The organism is Novosphingobium decolorationis (assembly GCF_018417475.1).
Taxonomy (GTDB): domain Bacteria; phylum Pseudomonadota; class Alphaproteobacteria; order Sphingomonadales; family Sphingomonadaceae; genus Novosphingobium; species Novosphingobium decolorationis.
Genome location: NZ_CP054856.1, coordinates 2269689 through 2289136 on the forward strand (window position 1 = coordinate 2269689; position 19448 = coordinate 2289136).

Here is a 19448-nt window from a genome sequence, read left to right on the forward strand (position 1 = left end):
TCGTGACGACTAAAACTGCCACCGTTTACCGAATGGTCATGCCGGACCACGTTTGTCCGTATGGATTGAAAACGGTCGATTTGCTCAAACGCGAAGGTTTCGAGGTGGACGACCACCATTTGAAAACGCGCGAGGAGACCGATGCGTTCAAAGAGCAGCATGGGGTAGAAACCACCCCCCAAACCTTCATCGGCGGGAAGCGCATCGGAGGTTACGACGATGTCCGTGAGCATGTCGGCAAGAAAAGAACGCAAGCCGGTGATGACGAGACCAGCTACCAGCCCGTCATTGCCATTTTCGGCGTCGCTTTCCTCCTGGGTCTGGCAATTAGCTGGTACGTTTTCGACACGATTTTCACGGTGGAAGCGGTCGAATGGTTTGTCAGCCTATCGATGGCCTTGCTCGCGATCCAGAAGTTGCAGGACGTGCGCAGCTTCTCGACCATGTTCCTCAACTACGATCTGCTGGCGCGACGCTGGGTACGATATGGATTTCTATATCCGTTCGGTGAGGGTTTGGCTGGAATATTAATGGTCGCGCACGCGCTTCCGATCGTCTCGGTTCCGGTATCGCTGTTCATAGGGACGGTCGGCGCGGTCAGCGTGTTCAAGGCGGTCTACATCGACAAGCGCGAGTTGAAATGCGCTTGCGTCGGCGGAAGCAGCAACGTGCCGCTCGGCTTCGTATCGTTGACCGAGAACCTGTTCATGATCGGTATGGGTCTTTGGATGGGTGCCAAGGCCCTGGGTTGGGTCTCGCTATGATTTGGGCACTGCTTCTCGGTTTCGCGCTGTTCGCGATCTCTCTCTACTTCCACATGTTGATGCTGCGCGGGGCGAAAGCCGTTTCTCCGCCAGGCAAGGACCCACGCCATTTCCGCTGCTTGCAGGCTCCAGCCTCGTTCTTCTCAGCCATCTGGTCATCGCCGGCATATTCGCGGGCGGAATGTATCTCGCTTCCGTCTGGGGCCTTGGCGGGCTCGAGAAGGACGTCATCAACAGCTGGATGGATTATTACTACTTCGCGCTGATCACGATCTCGACGGTCGGTCTCGGCGATATTCTGCCCGCCGGGCACATGCGCGCCATTTCCGGCATCGCCGCCCTTACCGGGTTCCTGATGATCAGTTGCACCGCCCAATATGTCTATCAAACCATGAGCGAAAAGGAGAATTGATATGGCTGAAGCTAGGCACGATGCACACGAAAAAGGTGGAGGGGGCGGCAACTACTGGCGGTTCATGGCAATGGTATCGACCTCGACCGTGATCATGTTCTTCCTGATGTATGCCAACAGCTTCGACATGGACGACGTTTTCTGGAGCGAGACGCGCTTCTGGATGATGTTCGTCATGGGCGCGATGATGATGGTGGTCATGCTTCTCTTCATGTGGGGCATGTACAAGGACCGGACCAAGAACTTCATCATCTTGGGTGTCGGAGCCGTCGTCTTCGCGCTCGCGCTATGGCTCGTACGCAGCCAGACCACGGTGGACGATACGGAATACATGGCCGCGATGATCCCGCACCACTCGATCGCGATCATGACTAGCGAGAGGGCGAGCCTGAAGGATCCGCGGGTTCGCGAACTCGCGCAGGCCATCATCGTCGCGCAGCGGCGCGAGATCGCCGAGATGAAATATCTCATCCAGGACATCGAGGAAAACGGTCCGCGCACCGAAGAACGCCTGCCCGAGGAGATGCAGCAATGAACAAGATCGCAATCCTGACGCTTGCAGCCCTCCCTCTGGCGGCCTGCAACACCAATACCGCGGTCGGCAATGATCGCGAAGCACAGCTCGATCCCCCGGCAACTGCGGCGCCGATAGAGAGTGCTGCGAGCGCTCTTGCCAACCTCAGCCCGGGCCTCATGCTGCCCGAGACCATGAGCGACGCGGACCTCGCCACGCTGGGAGCCGAGAACACGTGTCAGTTTCGCCTGACTGAGGTCGCGTTTCCGTCGTTCGTCTACGACAACAGCGGTGGCGGCGCGATCAAGATCAACGGCAAGCTGATCCCTGTCACAGCAAGCGCCTCGGGTGAGTATGCGAATGGTGAGCTTCGTATCCGCACGCGCCTTCTCGATGACGAAGGAGACGCGGGCCTGCAGATGCAGGAACTCATCGTCGCCGGACCTCGGATGAAGGACGAGTTCGGGTTCTGGGGGTACACGACCTGCGGCAACAGCGAGGCGTGAACACGAGCGAGCGGGCGCCAGCGTGCGTCGGCGCCCGCTCCATGATCACGACGGGCCCGGCACGCGCGGCCAGATTCATAATGAGGTACGACAGTGGCAGCAGAGCCTGTGACCGATGCAGCACCCATTGCGGTCTTCGGTGCCGGAGGAAAGACCGGTACGGAAATACTGCGCCATGCGGTTCGCAAGGGCATCGCGGTTCGAGCGTTCGAGCACACCTTGCCCGAACCATCGGACCGGGTCGATAACGTCGAGTACTTCCAATGCGATGTACTCAATGACGACTTCAGCAGCGAGCTCGAAGGTTGCCGTGCTGTTATTTCCGCACTCGGTATAGGGTTTAGTCCATCGACGGCGATCGATCCGCCTCCGCTTTACACGGAGGGAACCCGCAGGCTGGTGGAAGCGATGTCGGCAACCGGCATTTCCCGGATCGTCGTGATATCGGCAGCGTTCGTAGAGGCGCAGTCCAGCGTTCCTGCATGGTTCGAGCTCACAGCAAGACCAGCCTTGCACAAAATTCTCGCACAGATGCGCGCAATGGAAGATCTTCTGGAGCGCGCGAAAGGCCTGGAATGGACGGCTGCGCGACCGGGCTGGCTCCTGGACGAACCCTATACCGGTGAAGCCGTCATTTCCGACGAGCGCCTTGCCGAAGGTTGCTTTCGCTGCCGGCACGCGGATCTTGCGGCAGCGATGCTCGAATTCGTCTGCGAGAACACCTGGGTCAACGCCAAGCCCGCAATAGCCCGCCCAGAAGAAGACCGCTTCGAAAGCATGACAGCGCTGAAAGCCGAACTGGGAATCGACTGAGGAGGAGGCGGCATGTTCGAGACACGTACGGCGACAATCGGGAGGGGTCACGATAATTTTGAGACTCTCCGCAGGCTGCATGACCTTGTCTTAAAAGCGGCAAAGCTCTAGGTGAGTGTGATGCGAGCCTTGCGTACCCTAGGACTGTTATTGATCGCCTGCGGGCTATTCGTCCAGTCGGCCGCGCATGCTTCTGCTCTTCCTCAGGTCGTCGACGCAGGCGATCCGGCCTGCGCAGAGATGGAAACGATGGCGGGCGCGACTTCCACGGAAGATGACGGCAGCGCACCTTGCAAGAACCTTCGGCTGGATTGTCTGGTGGCGCTCGGGTGCATTGCGCCGCTCGCTCCCGGCGCTGATGCGACCCTTTCCGAAGACTTACCGGCGCAGGCTGCTCAATTCAGCGGTTTGATCTCCAATTCGCTCGCCGCCCCAAGGCTGGGGCCAGAACCGCCACCTCCGCAATTTCCGGCATGACCCGCGTGCAGGCTTAAGCCTGCGCGCTCCTGCCTCTGGATGAACGGCCTGCGCTCGACGCGGGCCGGTGATCCGGAACGCGTGCCTGACGCGCTCCTTTTGCGGAATGAACAATCATGAAACGAGTATGCTGGACCGCGCTTCCGGTCCTGCTGGCCATTGCGCCGGCAAGTAATGCCCAGTCGGTGGGCTATGAAGAAGCTTTGCGAGCAGCGGCTAGCGACCAGCCGCAGGTTCGAACAAGCGAGCTGCGACTGGACGCCCGGCGCGAGATCGCCGACGCTGCCGATGAACTGCCTGACCCGCGCCTTCGCGCGGGCATCCAGAACCTGCCGGTAAGCGGGCCGGCCGCGTTTGATCTGGGTCGCCAGCTTCCCACGCAGATCCAAGTCGGAATCGAACAGGAGATTCCCAATCTCGCAAAGCGCAGGGCCCGGTCTGGAATGGCGGACGCCGACATCGACTTTGCCGCAGCACAGTTGATTCAAACCCGTTACAGGGTGTGCGTCAGCGCAGGAAAGGCATGGATCTCGTTGGCTTACGCCCAACGGGCTCTGACCGTGGCCGACGATGCGCTTGCTGAAATCGGGGGGCTCGTGCCACTTGCGCGCAGTTCTGTAGCCGCCGGTTCGGCCAGACCCGCCGAAAGTCTCGAAATACGCCGTGCCGTGCTCGAGGTCGAAGATATGCGGACCAAGATTGAAGCCGACCGAGAGGCCGCGCAAGCCATGCTGTCGCGCTATACCGCTCTGACGAACGCTATCGCGACCGGAACCACGCCTTCGCCCGATCTCGATCCCGAAGGTTTGCGGGCAAGTTTGCAAAGCAATCCGGAACTTGTCGTGGCGCTTGCGCAGGTTCGTCAAGCGGAAGCGCGAAGTGATCTTGCCCGATCGGAAAGGCGTCCGGATTTCGGCGTCAATGTGAGCTATGGAAGGCGCGATCCCGACTTTGGCGATGTCGTCTCGGTGATGGGTTCGATCACGCTCCCGATTTTCGCCGACCGGCGCCAAAACCCGCGTGTAGCCGCCGCCGACGCCGAGGCGGCGGCGGCGCAGTCGGCCAGAGCAGACCGGCTCCGTGAACTCGAAGCCCAGTTCGAGACCGATCTCGCCGCATGGCGCAGCGCTTATCGACAATGGCAGCGCGCGACGGACGAACTGCTCCCTCTTGCCGAAAGCCGCGTGGACCTCGAACGCGCGAGCTTTGCCGCAGGCCGCGCGGATCTGCTCGACATCATCGACGCCATCAAAACGCTCGCCATGCTGCGGGTGGAAATTCTGCAACGCGAAGAGGCGTCCGTCGAGGCCGCCGCGAACCTGCGACTGACTTATGGGGAGTATGGCCGATGAGACCCGCAATGGGAGCCGCGTGGGACAGGCTGTCGCCGCGCCAGAAATCCTGGATGATGGCAGGCACGGTCGCGCTCATCAGTCTTGCCGCCGGCTATGGTCTCTCGCAGCTCGGCGAAGGCCAGGGTGGTGCAAGCGACGCGGGCGGCAGTGCGACCGAATGCGAGGAGGTCCTTTACTGGTACGACCCGATGGTGCCGGGGCAGCACTTCGACGAGCCGGGCAAGTCGCCCTTCATGGATATGCAGCTGGTGCCCAAGTGCGCGGGCGAGGAGGCCACTGCAGGCGTCAGGATAGATCCCGGCCTGGTGCAGAATTTCGGCATCCGCACCACTGAAGCCGAGTACGGCGTCCTCGAGCCGGAAATAACCGTCACAGGCGTTCTGGCCTACAATGAACGCGACGTCGCGATCGTCCAGCCACGTGCCGGAGGCTATGTACAAAGAACCTACGGCCGCGCGCCCGACGATGTCGTTGGACGGGGCGCGCCGCTCGCGGATATCCTGGTTCCCGAATGGGGCGGAGCGCAGCAGGAGTATCTGGCCGTCCTGAACAGCGGTGATGAAGAACTTGCGCAGGCCATGCGCGAACGCATGCGCCTTTTGGGCATGCCTCCAGGCCTGATCTCATCGGTAGGGCGCAATGGACGTCCGCAGTCCACGATCACCGTTACCGCGCCGATTGGAGGTGCCATCACATCGCTCGGCGTGCGTCCGGGAATGACAGTCATGGCCGGACAGACGCTCGCCGAGATAACCGGTTTCTCACCGATCTGGCTCGAAGCCGCGGTGCCTGAAAGGCAGGCGGCGACTGTCCGCGTCGGGCAACCTGTCAGCGCGACGCTGACCGCATTCCCCGAGGAACGCTTCTCCGGGCCCATCATCGCTATCCTGCCGAGCGCGCAGGATGCAAGCCGTACGATCACCGTTCGTGCGCAACTGCCCAATGCATCCGGGCGCCTCAAGCCGGGCATGTTCGCACAGGTCTCGCTGACCCCGGACACACGCCGCGCGCTGCTGGTACCGTCCGAAGCGGTTATCAGGACCGGACGTCGAACCATCGTGATGGTGAAGCAGGACGAGGGCGGTTTCATGCCCGCCGAGGTCCGGATCGGCCGCGAAGCGGGTGGAAGGACCGAAGTGCTGGCCGGTCTGTCGGCAGGCGACCAGGTCGTGACATCGGGTCAGTTCCTGCTCGATTCCGAAGCAAGCCTCACCGGACTGGACGTCCGTCCGATAGATCAGGCAGATGACGCTTCCACCGGCGGCGAGGACGCACCAGCGACCTTCGGTGCCACCGGCACGATCCAGTCGATCGCCAATGGTTCGGTGACGCTGCGGCATGGTCCTGTGCCCCGGCTCGATTGGCCCGCGATGACCATGACCTTCCGCACGAAGAGCGCGGCGCAAATGCGCGGGCTCGAGACGGGAGACAGGGTGCGCTTCACCTTCACCCAGCAGGATGCCGGCCCCCGGATCGAGTCTATCACGAGGGCCGGACAATGATTGCTCGGATAATCGATGCCTCGATCGCCAACCGCCTGTTTATCGTTCTCGCCGCCGTCGCGGTAACGCTGGCCGGTTTCTGGGCGGTGCGCACGACGCCGGTCGACGCGTTGCCCGATCTGTCCGATGTGCAGGTTGTGGTCCGGTCAAACTATCCGGGTCAGGCCCCCCGGATCGTCGAGGAACAGGTCACCTATCCCCTGGCAACGACCATGCTCTCGGTGCCGGGGGCGAAAACCGTCCGTGGCTATTCGATGTTCGGTGACAGCTATGTCTATATCATCTTCGAGGACGGTACCGACCTCTACTGGGCACGCTCGCGCGTGCTCGAATATCTCAACCAGGTGCAGAACCGCCTGCCCGATGGCGTCACGAGCACGCTTGGGCCCGATGCAACCGGTGTGGGGTGGATCTACGAATATGCGCTCGTCGACCGGACCGGCGGGCACGACCTTGCCGGACTGCGCAGCCTGCAGGACTGGTTCCTGCGCTACGAGCTCAAGACGATTCCCGGCATTGCCGAGGTCGCCAGCGTCGGCGGAATGGTCAAGCAATACCAGGTCGTGCTGGAACCTTACCGGATGGCATCGCTCGGCGTGACTCACGCCGAGATCGTGAGCGCAATCCAGGCCGCCAACCAGGAAGCGGGCGGCTCGATCGTCGAGATGGGCGAAGCCGAATATATGGTGCGTGCCTCGGGCTATCTCGGCGACCTCGACGATTTCAGGGCGATCCCGCTGCGCGCGGTGAGCGGCGGCGTTCCGGTCACGCTGGGCGACGTAGCGACGATCCAGGTCGGCCCCGAACTGCGCCGAGGCATCGCCGAGCTCAATGGCGAAGGCGAGGTTGCCGGCGGCATCATCGTCCTGCGCCAGGGGGCGGATGCGCGAAGCGCAATACAGGCCGTGGAACTCAAACTCGATGAGTTGCAGGCAAGCCTTCCCGAAGGCGTCGAGATCGTCACGACCTACGACCGATCCCAGCTCATCGATGCGTCGATCGAGAACCTCACCACGAAGCTTATCGAAGAGTTTATTGTCGTGGCGCTCGTATGCGCACTGTTCCTCTGGCACGCGCGTTCGGCACTCGTCGCCATTATCACCCTGCCTTTGGGCGTGCTCGCAGCCTTCATCGTGATGCGCTTCCAGGGCGTCAATGCCAACATCATGTCGCTGGGTGGAATAGCCATCGCGATCGGTGCGATGGTAGATGCCGCCGTTGTGATGATCGAGAACGCGCACAAGCATCTCGAGCGATGGGAACACGAGAATCCCGATACCGTGCTCGCGGTGAAGGAACGCTGGCGGATCATCGCCGATGCATCGAAGGACGTGGGACCGGCGCTGTTCTTCAGCCTGCTGATCATTACGCTGTCGTTCCTACCGGTCTTTACCCTGCAGGCGCAGGAAGGGCGGTTATTTGCACCGCTTGCTTTCACCAAGACCTATGCGATGGCTGCCGCGGCCATTCTTTCGGTAACGCTGGTGCCGGTGATGATGGGTTGGCTGATCCGTGGGAAGATCCCTTCGGAAGATTCCAATTTTCTAAACCGCTGGCTGACGAAAATCTATCGTCCGGGGCTCGACTGGGTCATGCGGCGCCCCAAGGCAACGCTGGCGATCGCGGCGCTGATCTTTCTGACCACCGCGATCCCCTTCACCCGGCTTGGCGGCGAGTTCCTCCCGCCGCTCGATGAAGGCGATTTGCTTTATATGCCGAGTGCATTGCCCGGCCTTTCCCCCGGCGAGGCGTCGGCGCTGCTGCAGCGCACCGATCGCCTGATCAAGTCGGTCCCGGAAGTGGAAACGGTGTTCGGTAAAGCGGGGCGCGCCGATACGGCGACGGATCCGGCTCCCCTGACGATGTTCGAAACGACGATCCGCTTCAAGCCCCGCGAAGAATGGCGCGAGGGAATGACGCCCGATCTGCTGGTCGAGGAACTCGACCGGGTCGTCCAGGTGCCGGGCCTCGCCAATGTCTGGGTGCCGCCGATCCGCAACCGGATCGACATGCTCGCGACCGGAATCAAGAGCCCGATCGGGGTCAAGGTGTCAGGCGACGATCTCGATCAACTGGAACGCGTTGCACTCGATGTGGAGCGTATCGCCAAGACCGTGCCTGGCGTGAGTTCCGCGCTGGCCGAGCGGCTGTCGGGCGGTCGCTATGTCGATGTCGATATCGACCGGATGGCGGCCGCGCGATACGGACTCAACATTGCCGACATCCAGCAGATCGTCTCTGGTGCAATAGGCGGCGCCAATGTCGCACGGACCGTCGAGGGGCTGGCGCGCTATCCGATCAATGTGCGCTATCCCCGCGAAATCAGGGACAGCGTCGATGAACTCAGGGCCCTGCCGGTTCTGACGCCGTCCGGCCAACAGATTACGCTCGGCACTGTCGCCCGTATCGCCGTCAGCGACGGTCCGCCGATGCTCAAGAGCGAGCAGGGTCGTCTGACCAGCTACATCTATGTCGATGTCCGGGGCCGCGATCTTACTTCGGTGGTCGCCGATCTTCAGGAGGCCGTCGCCGCGGGCGTCGATCTGCCTGCCGGCGTCAGTCTGTCCTATGCGGGCCAATTCGAATATCTGACGCGCGGCTATGAGCGACTAAAGATCGTGGTTCCCGCGACGCTCGCGATCATCTTCCTGTTGCTTTATCTCATTTTCCGACGCTGGGACGAAGCCTTGCTGATCATGGGCACGCTGCCCTTTGCGCTGACGGGCGGATACTGGTTGCTCTATCTGATGGGCTACAACCAGTCGGTGGCGACTGCGGTAGGCTTCATCGCGCTCGCCGGCGTCTCCGCCGAATTCGGCGTCGTGATGCTGATCTACCTGAAAGCCGCACTGGAACGGCGACAAGCTGACCTGAGCGCCGAAGAAGTGGACGAGGCCATCCGGGAGGGCGCGCTCCTGCGCGTGCGGCCCAAGGCGATGACCGTCGCAGTCATCCTTGCCGGTCTCTTTCCGATCCTGATCGGCACCGGCGCGGGCTCGGAAGTCATGAGCCGCATCGCCGCGCCGATGGTCGGCGGCATGATTACCGCGCCGCTCCTGTCCATGTTCCTGCTTCCCGCCGCTTATCTGTTGTTGCGGCGCCCCCGTCCGGAAAAATCGGCCAATTCTCAAGGAGAAGAAGAATGCGTACCCCAACCTACATGATCCTGCTCGCGGCACCGCTGGCGCTTGCAGCCTGCGACGCTGCAGACGACAGCTCAGAGACCATGATGTCTGACGACATGGCGAACTCGGACAGCATGCCCATGTCAGGCGAAATGCCGATGGCGGAAGAGACCGGCGGCGAGCAGAGCGCCAGCGCGGAGGGAACGGTAACAGCCATCGATTCCGAGGCGGGCACCGTGACCATCGAGCATGGTCCGGTCGAAAGTATCGGATGGCCCGCGATGACCATGGCCTTCGAAGCCGACGAACCAATCCTCGAACAGGTCAGTGTCGGTGAGGGGATAGCCTTTGAATTTCGTACTGGAACCGAAGGCAGCGTCGTTACCTCGGTAACGCCGCGATAGGACGGTGGGTGGGAGGCGCTCGGTTGCGCCGGTGCCTCCCACGCGAAAACAGGTGAATATGCCAGGTATCGACAGGCCCAACTTTCAGGATCGCCGCGACTTCATGAAAAGCGCCGGCCTCGCGGCGACGGGTTTCGCGGCGCTGCCGCTGCTGGGTTGCGACACGCAAGGCAAGATGTCGCTCGATCGATCAGGCGCAAGCAGTCCCCTTGCTATTCCTCCGCTACAAGCAGGAACGATCGAACGGGGCGAGCGTGTCTTTCGCCTGTCCCTGACACCGGGCGAGAAAGAATTCGTGCCCGGCACTCCGTCTCCGACGATCGGTATCGACGCATCCTATCTCGGCCCGACCCTCGAAATGCGCCGCGGCGAACAGGTTCGCTTTCACATCGACAACAAGCTTGCCGAAGATGCGACCGTCCATTGGCATGGTTTCGAACTTCCCGCCACAGCGGATGGCGGGCCGCACCAGCTCATACGGCCCGGTGAGCGCTGGAGCCCGTCCTTCGAACTACGCCAGCGCGCTTCGTTATACTGGTATCATTCGCATCTGCATCGCCGGGCCGGACCACAGGTCTATGCCGGACTTGCTGCCCCGATCTACGTGCGCGACGAGGAAGAGGATCGCCTCGATCTGCCGAGCCGGTAGCGGCCTTCCTCACCGTTGATGAGGGGCATGACGAACGTCGAGAAGCCCGAGCCGGGTCGCACCGTCCGCACCGGGCAGATCAGATGGCAGTGGGGCACACCATGCCCCCAATGCCTTCCGGGCACATGCAGAACGGCAACAGCCGCCACCTCGAGCTGGAGAGCAAGCAGGAGTCCGAAGCCTCGCGACAGCTCCCAGACCTCGTGCAGGCGCATCTCGGAAGGTATGCTGTCTGCCTCCGGAAATTTCAAGGTCATCACGGCTGCAAGGTGCTTGATGGCTCCATCGTCGTTGATGTGAAAGGCCTCGCACATTCGCTGGGGATCGCGAAATTCATCGGGCGCCCCCCGCGGCAGCAGGACATCCCACCGCTCCGCTGTCGGATCGTTCCACTTCGTGCCGACAGCCGGCCTGTCGGTCGGATAGAGGCGCCGACCAATCACATCCTCCAGCCTGCGACGCGGCTGAGATTGACCAGCATCGGCGCCGACCACCCCATAGGAGATGTTCTGCTCCTCGCCGGTGATCGGATCGTAATCGAGGCCTGGCGGTGCGTTGTGCTTCCTGACCGGCATCACAGCACCTCCGTTCCGCGCGTGGCCTTGATGATCTCCTTGGCCGCGCGGCACACGCCGTCGCAGCGCTCCTGCCAGGTGACGAAATCTGGCTCCGCCTCGATATGCAGACCATCAGCGGCCATTCGGACGTGGGCGCCCTTGCGGGACGGCACGAGCCAATGGTCGCCATTCCCCGAATAAAGAATGAGATCGGGGAGCATGATCGTCTGATCGCCGCTCCAGATCACCGCATCCCACAGCACCGGATCCAGAACCTCCGGATGGAGGCCGTGCCGCGCCAGGAGGACGTCGCAGCCCGTTTTCATTGCCGCACGCTCCATCGCCTCGCGGAAGAGCGGATAGGTACAGGGAGTGGCGGCGAGGATCAGTCCAGCCTGGCTGAGGCGGATGGATCCGGCAGGTAGGCCATAAGCGACGGCGCGGCCCATCGGGTGCGGCAGGATTTTCAGAGTGTGGCGCAGGACGCTGGAGGACGTGCGCGAGCCTTCATAGTGCGGTTCGGTATAGTTCATCAGGGAAAACCCTCTTGCTGGAGAGGAGCCGATCCGTTTGATCGGCTCCTAGGCTTCCCTTCGATTTTCATCTCTTCAGGAAGTCGCAGCTTCCCGCTTGTTCATTTGCTCCACTTGTGAGCGGCGAACGCCTGTTCGCCGCGCATCTTCGTCAGGCGGCCTCCCGCCGAGCCACCGGCGCGGGGAAGTAGGACAGCTCGAGCTTGGCCACCTCACGAGCGAGGCGAGTGAGCGGTGCGCCATCGCCGTATTTGCTGCCGATATCGGGCCTCCAGTGCCCGGTCAGCTGGTCATGGATCTCCTTCGAGATCCCGGCGTCCCGGCACTCGTCCTTGAACTTGTGGCGGAAGCTGTGGAACACGTAGTTGCGTTCATCGATGCCGATCCGGTCGAGATAGCGGTTGGTACGCCGGCTGAGATTGTGCGTCAGCTTCTCGTTGGAATTGAGCTTCACGTCCCGAAACACCCGCTGGTCCGGCTGGCGACCCCGCCGCGCCCACTCCAGGAAGCCGAGCTCGATCAGCTTCGGGTGCAAGGGCACCCGGCGCCTCGAGCTGTCGGTCTTCAGCTCCTGATCATCCCCCAGGTTATCCAGCCAGAGATAGTGGATGCCCTTCTCGGTCCTCACGTCGCTGACAAGGAGCTGGCCGAGCTCCTCGATCCTGGCTCCGGTGGCAGCCGCCAGCAGGAACACCCAGTAGAGATCGTCCGCATAGACCTCCTCGCCCGGCAGGCAGCGCCGGAAATCCGCCTCGCCCGCGCAGCCTGTGAACATGGGCGAGGCGAAGATCTTGTGCATGTGCGCGTCCGTGAACGGTCGACGCTCCGTCTGGGCGACCACCCGCCCGCGCTTCTCCCCGATCATGCGGATGCGAGCCATCGGGTTTCCGTCCAGATCATATTCTTCCAGGACAGAGGAGATGATCGCCGAAAGGCCGCCGACATACTTCTTGATCGATGCCGGCGAGAGCGCGGGACGGTCCTCGCGTCCGACCCGGTCGAAATGGACGTAGAGATCGTGAAAGGAGAGCCTGCGCTCATCCTTGGTGAGGTACGCCGGGATCGCCATGTGAGCGTCGCGGAAAATCCGGCCATGCCGCGCGGTGACGGCCGTCAGAGGCATGTCGCCGAACAGATCGTGAAACCGATTCACGGCCACCAGATACTCGCCTGCAGTCTGGCTGCTGGGGCCCTGGAACTCCTTCCACAGCTCATAGGCGTCCCGCATGGTGCCGCAGGCCGGCGGCGGCGCTGCCGCCAGCTGGGCAGCCCAGGTGGCCGGCACGACGCTGGTGGGATTCTTGTGAACCTCGGGCTTCAGGAGCTCGGCTAGCAAGGCTTCTGCGAGGAGACGCGATTCGCGGCGGCCGGGCTGCTTGTCGGGCAAACCGGCAAACTCGCGCACTTCGGGAAGGATGATGCTCGCCCGGCTGTAATCTCCGCGTTCGAACTCCTGCCGCAACGCCTCGATCGGATCGGGGAAGGGCATCGCCCGGGCGTCCGCGACCGTCCCGTCGGGGCCGAACTCCACGTCGTCAGCCAGTTGGTTCTGTTTGGCGGTCTGCTCGATCTCGATGTGGCCCGCGACGAAGGCGAGCGCAAAGGCCGCGCGGTCGGACGCCTTCCTGACCGAAGCAGCATCGCGCCGATTCCCGAGCAGGAACTCGGCCGCGATGTCCGCTGCTCGCTCGGCCGTCATCGGCGCGGCGTCCGGCCCGAGGGCGGCGAGGGCGACCTTCTTTCGGGCCTGCCACTTGGCATCTTCGGCCGCGAACAGCTGCTTTGCGGCTTCATAGTCGCGAACGCCGAGCGACTGTTTCCACTCGGACTTGCCGCCGAACTGGCTGCGCAGGGCTTCGGGGATCTCTCGGCGCAGGTAATAGACGCCGTTTTGGTGAACGTAGAGTCCTGGGGTTTTTGTCTTTTTCATACCGTCTCGCTGTACAAGTCTACTGTACAAGCAGCGGTAAAAAAGGGCTGAATCCTGAGATTCCGCGCGCTTCAAGCGTTCTGGTGACCCCTACGGGAGGGGACGCCAGGCCGAAATGCCGGTTGTTCCCGCTGTCCTAGCCGCCACGAATTCGATGGAGATCCAAGGCAAGAGGAGCATTTGATATCAGCCGCTTCAGCATTTCCAGCTCTGGCGCAGGCGTCCCCCCGACCGCAGTCCGGGATTGTCGCCTGTATCGATTGCTCCGATCATGATGCGTGGATCTACTCACACGCTCGTGCGCTCGCGACAACGCTCGACGTCCCTATTACCCTGCTACAAGTACTTGACGGCGAGGGCTCGACGCGCTCTCGTCCAGACCCGATTGAATGTAACCTCCGGCGGCGCGAAGCCCTGCGCGCCCTCGATCGATGCGCCGCCGCGACCAGCGCACCTCCAACCAAAACCTCCATCGAATTGGCCGAAGGCCAAACCGCGGAGGAAATTTGCCGCTTTGTCCGAGAGTGCGACGACGGCATGGTCGTACTGGGAAGACGAGGCAGGCAAGAGGCCGGTCGCCCGGGCATGGGGGCAACCGTGCACAAGGTGCTCATGCAGACGCCAGCCCCGGTCCTGCTCGTACCGGTAGAGGCCCCGCTTCCGGCAGCGCCCTACAGAAGGGTTGTGGTGCCGCTTGACGGCTCTCGTTGGGCTGAGAGCGTGCTGCCCCTAGCTGTGCGTCTTGCGAAGGCCTCGGAAGCGGAACTCCTGCTCGTCCATGTCGTCCCTACGCCCGAGATGATCGAGGCACGGCCCCTGGAAGTCGAGGACAAGAAGCTTCAACAAGCCCTTATAGAGCGAAATGAGCAAGCAGCACGCAGCTACCTGGATCGAACGAAATCCAACCTCTCGGCGTCCGGTCTACGAATGCGTACGATTTCGATCCGTGGCGAGGATGTACGCGAGGTGCTGTGCGATCTTATTCAGCGCGAGAGGGCCGATATTGCCGTCCTGCCCGCGCGCGGCCACAGCCATCGGCATGTTTCCGACGTACCCTATGGAACGGTCGCCTCCTACCTGATGACGCATTGCAATGTACCAATGCTCGTAACGCCTGCGACAATCCGCTCGGGAAAAGCGCAGATCGCCGTAGGGCATAATTGCCTCCGGCTACCCCTCGCCGCCCAAGCCTGATCATGGCCGATATTGAGGGGACCGACCCTATTTCGGGGGCGGCCGACGAGACCGCCACACGCCATCAGCTGACAGGATTGATCGGTCGCTCAGCGCCTCTTCCCATCTGGGCGCATCTCGACGCCATGAAAGACTGGCTGGCTCGAGCCCGCCAGGCAGCCACGCAAGCCGACCAGCGCGGCAGCGCCGCAGCCGAATGGCTACTCGACAACGACTATCAGATCCAGCGCGCGATCCTGCAAATTGGTGAGGGTCTTCCGAAGGCTTTCTACGCGAAACTTCCCGGTCTTGCTGAAGACGGCCTCAGGCGACCACGCGCCCATCAAGTCGCGCAGTCTCTGCTTCTGGCGTCTCACCTGCAAGTCTCACTGTCCTCGGCTGTCGAATTCGTCGTTCGATATCAGAATAAGATGCCGCTCAGCATAGCTGAAACCTGGGCGATTCCTACGATGCTACGTGGTCGTGTCCCACGGGGTGGTGTAGGAAGGTTTCCCTGAGAGGGTGGCCACCGTCGATCTTCTGGTAGGGTTCGGATGCGAACTCGAATCTGGAGAAGAAGACGATGACCGACGACAGAATGGCCCTTGTTGAGCTGATTGAGCAAGGGGCTGATAGTGATTTGGTGCGTGAGATGCTGGCTTTCGCCGCCGAGCGCATGATGGATTTGGAGATCGAGGCGAAGACCGGTGCTCGCGCCGGCACGCGCAGCCCGGAGCGGCTCAACCACCGCAATGGCTACCGCGAGCGTGGGTGGGATACGCGCGCCGGGCGGATCGAACTGGCGATTCCGAAGCTGCGTAAAGGCAGCTACTTTCCCAGCTTCCTGGAACCGCGCCGCACCGCAGAGAAGGCTCTGGCGGCGGTGATCCAGGAGGCTTACGTCCACGGTGTCTCGACGCGCTCGGTCGATGATCTGGTAAAGGCTATGGGGGCCAGCGATGTGTCGAAGAGCCAGGTCAGCCGCCTGGTCGCCGAGATCGACGAGCGGGTGAACGCCTTCCTCACGCGGCCGATCGAGGGCGAGTGGCCCTACCTGTGGATCGACGCCACCTACCTCAAGGTGCGTGAGGGCGGACGGATCGTCTCGATGGCGGCGATAATCGCCGTTGGTGTCAACACCGATGGCCGCCGCGAAGTGCTGGGCGTCGCCACCGGCCCTTCGGAGGCGGAGCCCTTCTGGAAAGCCTTCCTGCGCTCTCTGGCCGACCGAGGCCTGCGCGGAGTGAAGCTTGTCATCGCCGATGATCACAAGGGGCTGCGCGCCGCCGCGAGCAAGGTGTTCAGCGCCAGCCAACAGCGATGCCGGGTGCACTGGATGCGCAATGCGCTGGCCCATGCTGCGCCCAAGCAGCGGCCCGCCGTCATCGCCATGATCAAGACCATCTTCGCGCAGGAAACGGCCGAGGCGGCTCTCCAGCAGTGGGAACAGGTTGCCGATGCCCTGCGCGAGAAGTTCCCGAAGCTCGCCGACATGATGGACGCTTCGCGCGAGGACGTGCTCGCCTACATGACGTTCCCGAAGGACCACTGGGCGCAGATCGCCTCCACCAACCCGCTGGAAAGGTTGAATAAAGAGATCAAACGCCGCTCCGACGTCATCGGCATCTTCCCGAACGATGCCTCCGTCGTACGTCTCGTCGGCGCGCTGATGCTGGAGCAGAACGATGAGTGGGCGGTATCCCGACGCTACATGACGCTGGAAACCCTCGGCTCGGTGAGCCATAATCCAATCGTCAGCCTGCCAGCCCTGGCTGCCTGACCCGAACCCGGTCCTGCCGAGGATCGACGGTTCCTACACCACCCCGTGGGACACGACCATGCTACGTATCGTTTGTCTTGAAATGATCGTTACGGGTTTCACCCAACTTTTTCCTCAAGTCGCTCCCCCTTTATGGATGGCCCGCCCCTAAACCGAACCGCTATCATCTCGTAGCAGCGGGAGGGATTTAGGAAGGAGCGACGGTCATGGACGTATCGGTTCTTGGAGTAGATCTGGGCAAGAACAGCTGCAGCGTGGTTGGTCTGGATGCAACCGGGAAGGTCGTCGTCCGCCGGCGAATGCGGCGCGAGACGGTCATCGCATATGCAGGCACTCTGCCGCCGTGCGTCGTGGCCATGGAGGCCTGCTGCGGTGCGCATCACATGGGCCGTGCGCTGGAGCGGCAGGGACATACCATTCGCTTGATGTCACCTGAGTATGTCCGCCCCTACGTCAAGGCCCAGAAGAATGACGACCGCGATGCCGAGGCGATCGCGGAAGCTGCGACACGGCCGACTATGCGATTTGTCGAGCTGAAGTCCGAAGAACAGCTGGACATGCAGACGCTGCATCGCATTCGTGATCAGCTCGTCGGTGAACGCACTTCGCTAATGAACCAGATTCGGAGCCTGCTTCTGGAACGTGGCCACATCGTACCCCAAGGCCGTGCAAAGCTCGCCGTCCGGCTTGCCGAGTTGCTTGACGCAGACGAGCCAGTGCTTGGCTGCCGCATCCACCGGCTTGTAAGTGATATGCGGCAGCGCTGGACCGCACTCGACGAGCGGATCGGCGATCTCGATGCCGAGTTCACCCAAGCGGCGCAGGAGGACGAGCGCACGCGGCGCCTGCTGACCATACCCGGCATCGGGGCGCTTAATGCGACCGCGCTTGTGGCCGCAGTTGGCGATGCCCGCACTTTCGGGCGTGGCCGTGATCTTGCCGCGTGGCTGAGCTTGGTACCACGACAAGCGACAACGGGGGGCAAGCCGCGACTGCTGGGAATCAGCAAGCGCGGTAGCCGTTATCTTCGCAAGATCCTTATCCAGGGAGCGCGTTCGTCGTTACCAACGATGAGCAAGAGTGACACACGCCTTGGCGCCTGGCTGCGCGGTCTGCTTGCGCGCTCCCACGCCAACACCGTCGTGGTCGCCCTGGCTGCCAAGATGGCACGTATAGTCTGGGCGCTGCTCCGCCACGAGCGCACCTTCAATCCGGTTGCGCAAGCGGCCTGAATGAGTTCGGTCGATGCACCTCGCACCGACTGGATGACGTCTGCGGGAGGTAAGTGACAGATGGCCTGACAGTCGACCGGTGTCTTGGAACCCTATGGCGCAAAATGGCACTCGATGCCGGCCCCTTTATGAGGACCAGGACGCGCGGATCTCCATCTTGGCCAACGATCTCGCATCGAAAGGCCGGATACGTTTTCGCAGACTGCTCAGTACATCCAACACAAACCGCTTGCCGACGGGGCGGGCCATACGTTGCACTAACGAACGCCATGGGCAAGGCGCCTGAGGAGATCCGTAGCGCAGCGCATTACATTTCAACCAGCAACGACAAAGATGGCATCGCCGATGCCATCGACGCATTTCTGCTGCCGCTTGTGGGAGGATCATCATGAAGCGACTGGCCGCTTTCGACCTCGACGGAACGCTCGCGCTCAGCAAGCAGCCGCTCGACGATGAAATGGCGGATCTGCTTACCCGCCTGCTCGACGTGACGATGGTAGCGATCATCTCCGGAGGCGACTGGCCGCAATTCGAGAAACAGGTGGTGTCGCGCATGCCCGCCCGGGCGCGGCTCGACAATTTCATCATCCAGCCGACCACGGGCACCAAGCTCTATCGTCACGCCGACGGCCAATGGACGCGTATCTATGCCGATCTGTTCACCGGCGACGAAAGCCAGCGCATCCGCGAAGCACTGACCAAGGCGGTCGAGCAGGCGGGCTATCCAAACGAGAACATCTGGGGCGAGCAGATCGAGGATCGCGGCAGCCAGATCACATTCTCCGCGCTCGGTCAGGAGGCGCCGCTCGAGGCCAAGGACACGTGGGATCCCGATCACGCCAAGCGCAAGAAATTGCAGGCCCTGCTCCAGCCGTTGCTGCCAGGCTTTGCCATCAATATCGGCGGGGCGACATCGATCGACATCACGCGCGAAGGGATAGACAAGGCCTATGGCCTTAAGCGCCTTTCCGAGCAGACCGGCGTCGCGCTCGACGAGATGATCTTCTTCGGTGACGCGATCTTCCCGGGCGGAAATGATTATCCGGCCAAGCACCTCGGGCTGGATACCGTTCGAGTCCGCGACGTTGCCGAAACCAAGTCGGTGGTTGGCGCGATCGCTGCCTGGCTAGTCTAAAAGCGCTACCGCCGATACCTAACCAGTCCCGCTTTCGCGCCCGTACGACCCAGCTTCGCAGCGGTCCCACATCGTGGAGCCGACGGATCGCTTCAATCGTGCCGGAGCTGCTTGACCCCACTACGCCTGGGCGCGTTCTAGGACACTCAGCTGGCCATGTCCGCCATCATCCGACAGCTGGCGGCGCAATCCTTGCAGGTAGCCGAGCAACGCTTGATCCGCTCGCCCACGACGTGGCTCAGGCATTCCCGCGCACATCGTTCGCAGGCGTCAGCGCAGGCGCGACACAGGATGGTATGGAGCGGGGATTCGCGCAGCATCGAGTTGGCGGTCGCCTGGCACAGTTCCGCACAGTCGTTCAGCATGGCGATCAGCGACGCCGTGGCTGACGCGCCGCCTTGCTTCGTCAGCCAGGCGGCGGTTTCCAGGCACATGCGGTGAGACGCCACGCAATCGTCGATGCAGTCCGTCATCGACATCGCCATCCCTTCCATTCGATGCTGCTGCGCCGCCGCCGGCGCAGCCAGCGTTCCGGCGGCGGCAAGGCCGGCGCCCGCCATCAGCAATTCGCGTCTCTCGATCATGAT

At 62.3% G+C, this 19448-nt stretch carries 21 protein-coding genes; 17 read left to right on the top strand and 4 right to left on the bottom strand.

Annotated elements, in window-relative coordinates:
- Positions 1 to 32: 32 nt before the first annotated feature.
- From HT578_RS10415 to HT578_RS10465, 11 genes are all read left to right on the top strand, one after another.
- Positions 33 to 764, top strand: a complete 732-nt coding sequence (locus tag HT578_RS10415) for a glutaredoxin family protein (RefSeq protein ID WP_009823997.1) — start codon at positions 33 to 35, stop codon at positions 762 to 764.
- 1 nt (position 765) lies between these two features.
- Complete coding sequence (locus HT578_RS10420) at positions 766 to 1176, top strand: potassium channel family protein (RefSeq protein WP_239026582.1); 411 nt, start codon at positions 766 to 768, stop codon at positions 1174 to 1176.
- Between the two features lie 70 nt (positions 1177 to 1246).
- Complete coding sequence (locus HT578_RS10425; protein WP_008603933.1) at positions 1247 to 1711, top strand: DUF305 domain-containing protein; 465 nt, start codon at positions 1247 to 1249, stop codon at positions 1709 to 1711.
- The gene (locus tag HT578_RS10430) at positions 1708 to 2196 is read left to right on the top strand and encodes a DUF6692 family protein (RefSeq protein ID WP_009823998.1); all 489 of its coding nucleotides are present in this window, start codon (positions 1708 to 1710) and stop codon (positions 2194 to 2196) included. Before HT578_RS10425 ends, HT578_RS10430 begins: the two co-directional genes overlap by 4 nt.
- 108 nt (positions 2197 to 2304) lie before the next feature.
- Entirely contained in the window at positions 2305 to 3009 is a 705-nt protein-coding gene (locus HT578_RS10435) for an NAD(P)-dependent oxidoreductase (protein ID WP_009823999.1), read from the top strand.
- Positions 3010 to 3129: 120 nt separating this feature from the next.
- Complete coding sequence (locus tag HT578_RS10440; RefSeq protein WP_144400834.1) at positions 3130 to 3486, top strand: hypothetical protein; 357 nt, start codon at positions 3130 to 3132, stop codon at positions 3484 to 3486.
- 116 nt (positions 3487 to 3602) lie between these two features.
- Positions 3603 to 4838: a TolC family protein gene (locus tag HT578_RS10445; RefSeq protein ID WP_009824000.1), complete on the top strand. Its 1236-nt coding sequence runs from the start codon at positions 3603 to 3605 to the stop codon at positions 4836 to 4838.
- 8 nt (positions 4839 to 4846) lie between these two features.
- Entirely contained in the window at positions 4847 to 6343 is a 1497-nt protein-coding gene (locus tag HT578_RS10450) for an efflux RND transporter periplasmic adaptor subunit (RefSeq protein ID WP_009824001.1), read from the top strand.
- A complete protein-coding gene (locus HT578_RS10455; protein WP_009824002.1) occupies positions 6340 to 9507 on the top strand; it encodes an efflux RND transporter permease subunit in 3168 nt (1055 codons plus the stop codon). The genes HT578_RS10450 and HT578_RS10455 overlap by 4 nt, the downstream gene beginning before the upstream one ends.
- On the top strand, positions 9486 to 9872 hold the full coding sequence (locus HT578_RS10460; RefSeq protein ID WP_228222244.1) for a copper-binding protein: 387 nt from the start codon (positions 9486 to 9488) through the stop codon (positions 9870 to 9872). The genes HT578_RS10455 and HT578_RS10460 overlap by 22 nt, the downstream gene beginning before the upstream one ends.
- 58 nt (positions 9873 to 9930) lie before the next feature.
- Entirely contained in the window at positions 9931 to 10521 is a 591-nt protein-coding gene (locus HT578_RS10465) for a multicopper oxidase domain-containing protein (protein ID WP_239026583.1), read from the top strand.
- Here the strand turns inward: HT578_RS10465 and HT578_RS10470 are convergent.
- The 3 genes from HT578_RS10470 to HT578_RS10480 all read right to left on the bottom strand — a co-directional run bounded on the left by HT578_RS10470 (position 10473) and on the right by HT578_RS10480 (position 13541).
- Entirely contained in the window at positions 10473 to 11096 is a 624-nt protein-coding gene (locus tag HT578_RS10470; RefSeq protein ID WP_050763084.1) for a hypothetical protein, read from the bottom strand. The genes HT578_RS10465 and HT578_RS10470 overlap by 49 nt on opposite strands.
- Complete coding sequence (locus HT578_RS10475) at positions 11096 to 11611, bottom strand: hypothetical protein (protein ID WP_009824005.1); 516 nt, start codon at positions 11609 to 11611, stop codon at positions 11096 to 11098. The genes HT578_RS10470 and HT578_RS10475 overlap by 1 nt, the downstream gene beginning before the upstream one ends.
- A 151-nt stretch (positions 11612 to 11762) precedes the next feature.
- Positions 11763 to 13541, bottom strand: a complete 1779-nt coding sequence (locus HT578_RS10480) for a site-specific integrase (RefSeq protein WP_213503874.1) — start codon at positions 13539 to 13541, stop codon at positions 11763 to 11765.
- Between the two features lie 180 nt (positions 13542 to 13721).
- Here HT578_RS10480 and HT578_RS22410 point away from each other — a divergent pair, with 180 nt between their 5' ends.
- The 6 genes from HT578_RS22410 to HT578_RS10510 all read left to right on the top strand — a co-directional run bounded on the left by HT578_RS22410 (position 13722) and on the right by HT578_RS10510 (position 18861).
- Positions 13722 to 14735, top strand: a complete 1014-nt coding sequence (locus HT578_RS22410; RefSeq protein WP_083784943.1) for a universal stress protein — start codon at positions 13722 to 13724, stop codon at positions 14733 to 14735.
- Between the two features lie 2 nt (positions 14736 to 14737).
- A complete protein-coding gene (locus HT578_RS10490; RefSeq protein ID WP_213503875.1) occupies positions 14738 to 15232 on the top strand; it encodes a hypothetical protein in 495 nt (164 codons plus the stop codon).
- A 65-nt stretch (positions 15233 to 15297) separates the two neighbouring features.
- Positions 15298 to 16494 carry an IS256 family transposase gene (locus tag HT578_RS10495; RefSeq protein WP_213503876.1) on the top strand — a complete coding sequence of 399 codons (1197 nt, stop codon included), beginning with the start codon at positions 15298 to 15300 and terminating at the stop codon, positions 16492 to 16494.
- A gap of 206 nt (positions 16495 to 16700) precedes the next feature.
- Positions 16701 to 17726 carry an IS110 family RNA-guided transposase gene (locus tag HT578_RS10500; RefSeq protein WP_213503877.1) on the top strand — a complete coding sequence of 342 codons (1026 nt, stop codon included), beginning with the start codon at positions 16701 to 16703 and terminating at the stop codon, positions 17724 to 17726.
- Between the two features lie 269 nt (positions 17727 to 17995).
- On the top strand, positions 17996 to 18118 hold the full coding sequence (locus tag HT578_RS10505; RefSeq protein WP_009824012.1) for an HAD hydrolase family protein: 123 nt from the start codon (positions 17996 to 17998) through the stop codon (positions 18116 to 18118).
- On the top strand, positions 18115 to 18861 hold the full coding sequence (locus HT578_RS10510; RefSeq protein WP_062788722.1) for an HAD-IIB family hydrolase: 747 nt from the start codon (positions 18115 to 18117) through the stop codon (positions 18859 to 18861). Before HT578_RS10505 ends, HT578_RS10510 begins: the two co-directional genes overlap by 4 nt.
- Before the next feature lie 146 nt (positions 18862 to 19007).
- On the opposite strand, the gene HT578_RS10515 is transcribed toward HT578_RS10510, so the two are convergent.
- Positions 19008 to 19448: a four-helix bundle copper-binding protein gene (locus HT578_RS10515; RefSeq protein WP_213504248.1), complete on the bottom strand. Its 441-nt coding sequence runs from the start codon at positions 19446 to 19448 to the stop codon at positions 19008 to 19010.

Bases quoted from the DNA above. Each gene is read 5' to 3' on its own strand.
- HT578_RS10430 (WP_009823998.1), top strand. From the start codon at position 1,708: ATGAACAAGATCGCAATCCTGACGCTTGCAGCCCTCCCTCTGGCGGCC.
- HT578_RS10415 (WP_009823997.1), top strand. From the start codon at position 33: ATGGTCATGCCGGACCACGTTTGTCCGTATGGATTGAAAACGGTCGAT.
- HT578_RS10445 (WP_009824000.1), top strand. From the start codon at position 3,603: ATGAAACGAGTATGCTGGACCGCGCTTCCGGTCCTGCTGGCCATTGCG.
- HT578_RS10475 (WP_009824005.1), bottom strand. From the start codon at position 11,611: ATGAACTATACCGAACCGCACTATGAAGGCTCGCGCACGTCCTCCAGC.
- HT578_RS10480 (WP_213503874.1), bottom strand. From the start codon at position 13,541: ATGAAAAAGACAAAAACCCCAGGACTCTACGTTCACCAAAACGGCGTC.
- HT578_RS10500 (WP_213503877.1), top strand. From the start codon at position 16,701: ATGGACGTATCGGTTCTTGGAGTAGATCTGGGCAAGAACAGCTGCAGC.
- HT578_RS10465 (WP_239026583.1), top strand. From the start codon at position 9,931: ATGCCAGGTATCGACAGGCCCAACTTTCAGGATCGCCGCGACTTCATG.
- HT578_RS10490 (WP_213503875.1), top strand. From the start codon at position 14,738: ATGGCCGATATTGAGGGGACCGACCCTATTTCGGGGGCGGCCGACGAG.
- HT578_RS10455 (WP_009824002.1), top strand. From the start codon at position 6,340: ATGATTGCTCGGATAATCGATGCCTCGATCGCCAACCGCCTGTTTATC.
- HT578_RS10470 (WP_050763084.1), bottom strand. From the start codon at position 11,096: ATGCCGGTCAGGAAGCACAACGCACCGCCAGGCCTCGATTACGATCCG.
- HT578_RS10460 (WP_228222244.1), top strand. From the start codon at position 9,486: ATGCGTACCCCAACCTACATGATCCTGCTCGCGGCACCGCTGGCGCTT.
- HT578_RS10440 (WP_144400834.1), top strand. From the start codon at position 3,130: ATGCGAGCCTTGCGTACCCTAGGACTGTTATTGATCGCCTGCGGGCTA.
- HT578_RS10450 (WP_009824001.1), top strand. From the start codon at position 4,847: ATGGGAGCCGCGTGGGACAGGCTGTCGCCGCGCCAGAAATCCTGGATG.
- HT578_RS10495 (WP_213503876.1), top strand. From the start codon at position 15,298: ATGACCGACGACAGAATGGCCCTTGTTGAGCTGATTGAGCAAGGGGCT.
- HT578_RS10425 (WP_008603933.1), top strand. From the start codon at position 1,247: ATGGTATCGACCTCGACCGTGATCATGTTCTTCCTGATGTATGCCAAC.
- HT578_RS10505 (WP_009824012.1), top strand. From the start codon at position 17,996: ATGGGCAAGGCGCCTGAGGAGATCCGTAGCGCAGCGCATTACATTTCA.
- HT578_RS10510 (WP_062788722.1), top strand. From the start codon at position 18,115: ATGAAGCGACTGGCCGCTTTCGACCTCGACGGAACGCTCGCGCTCAGC.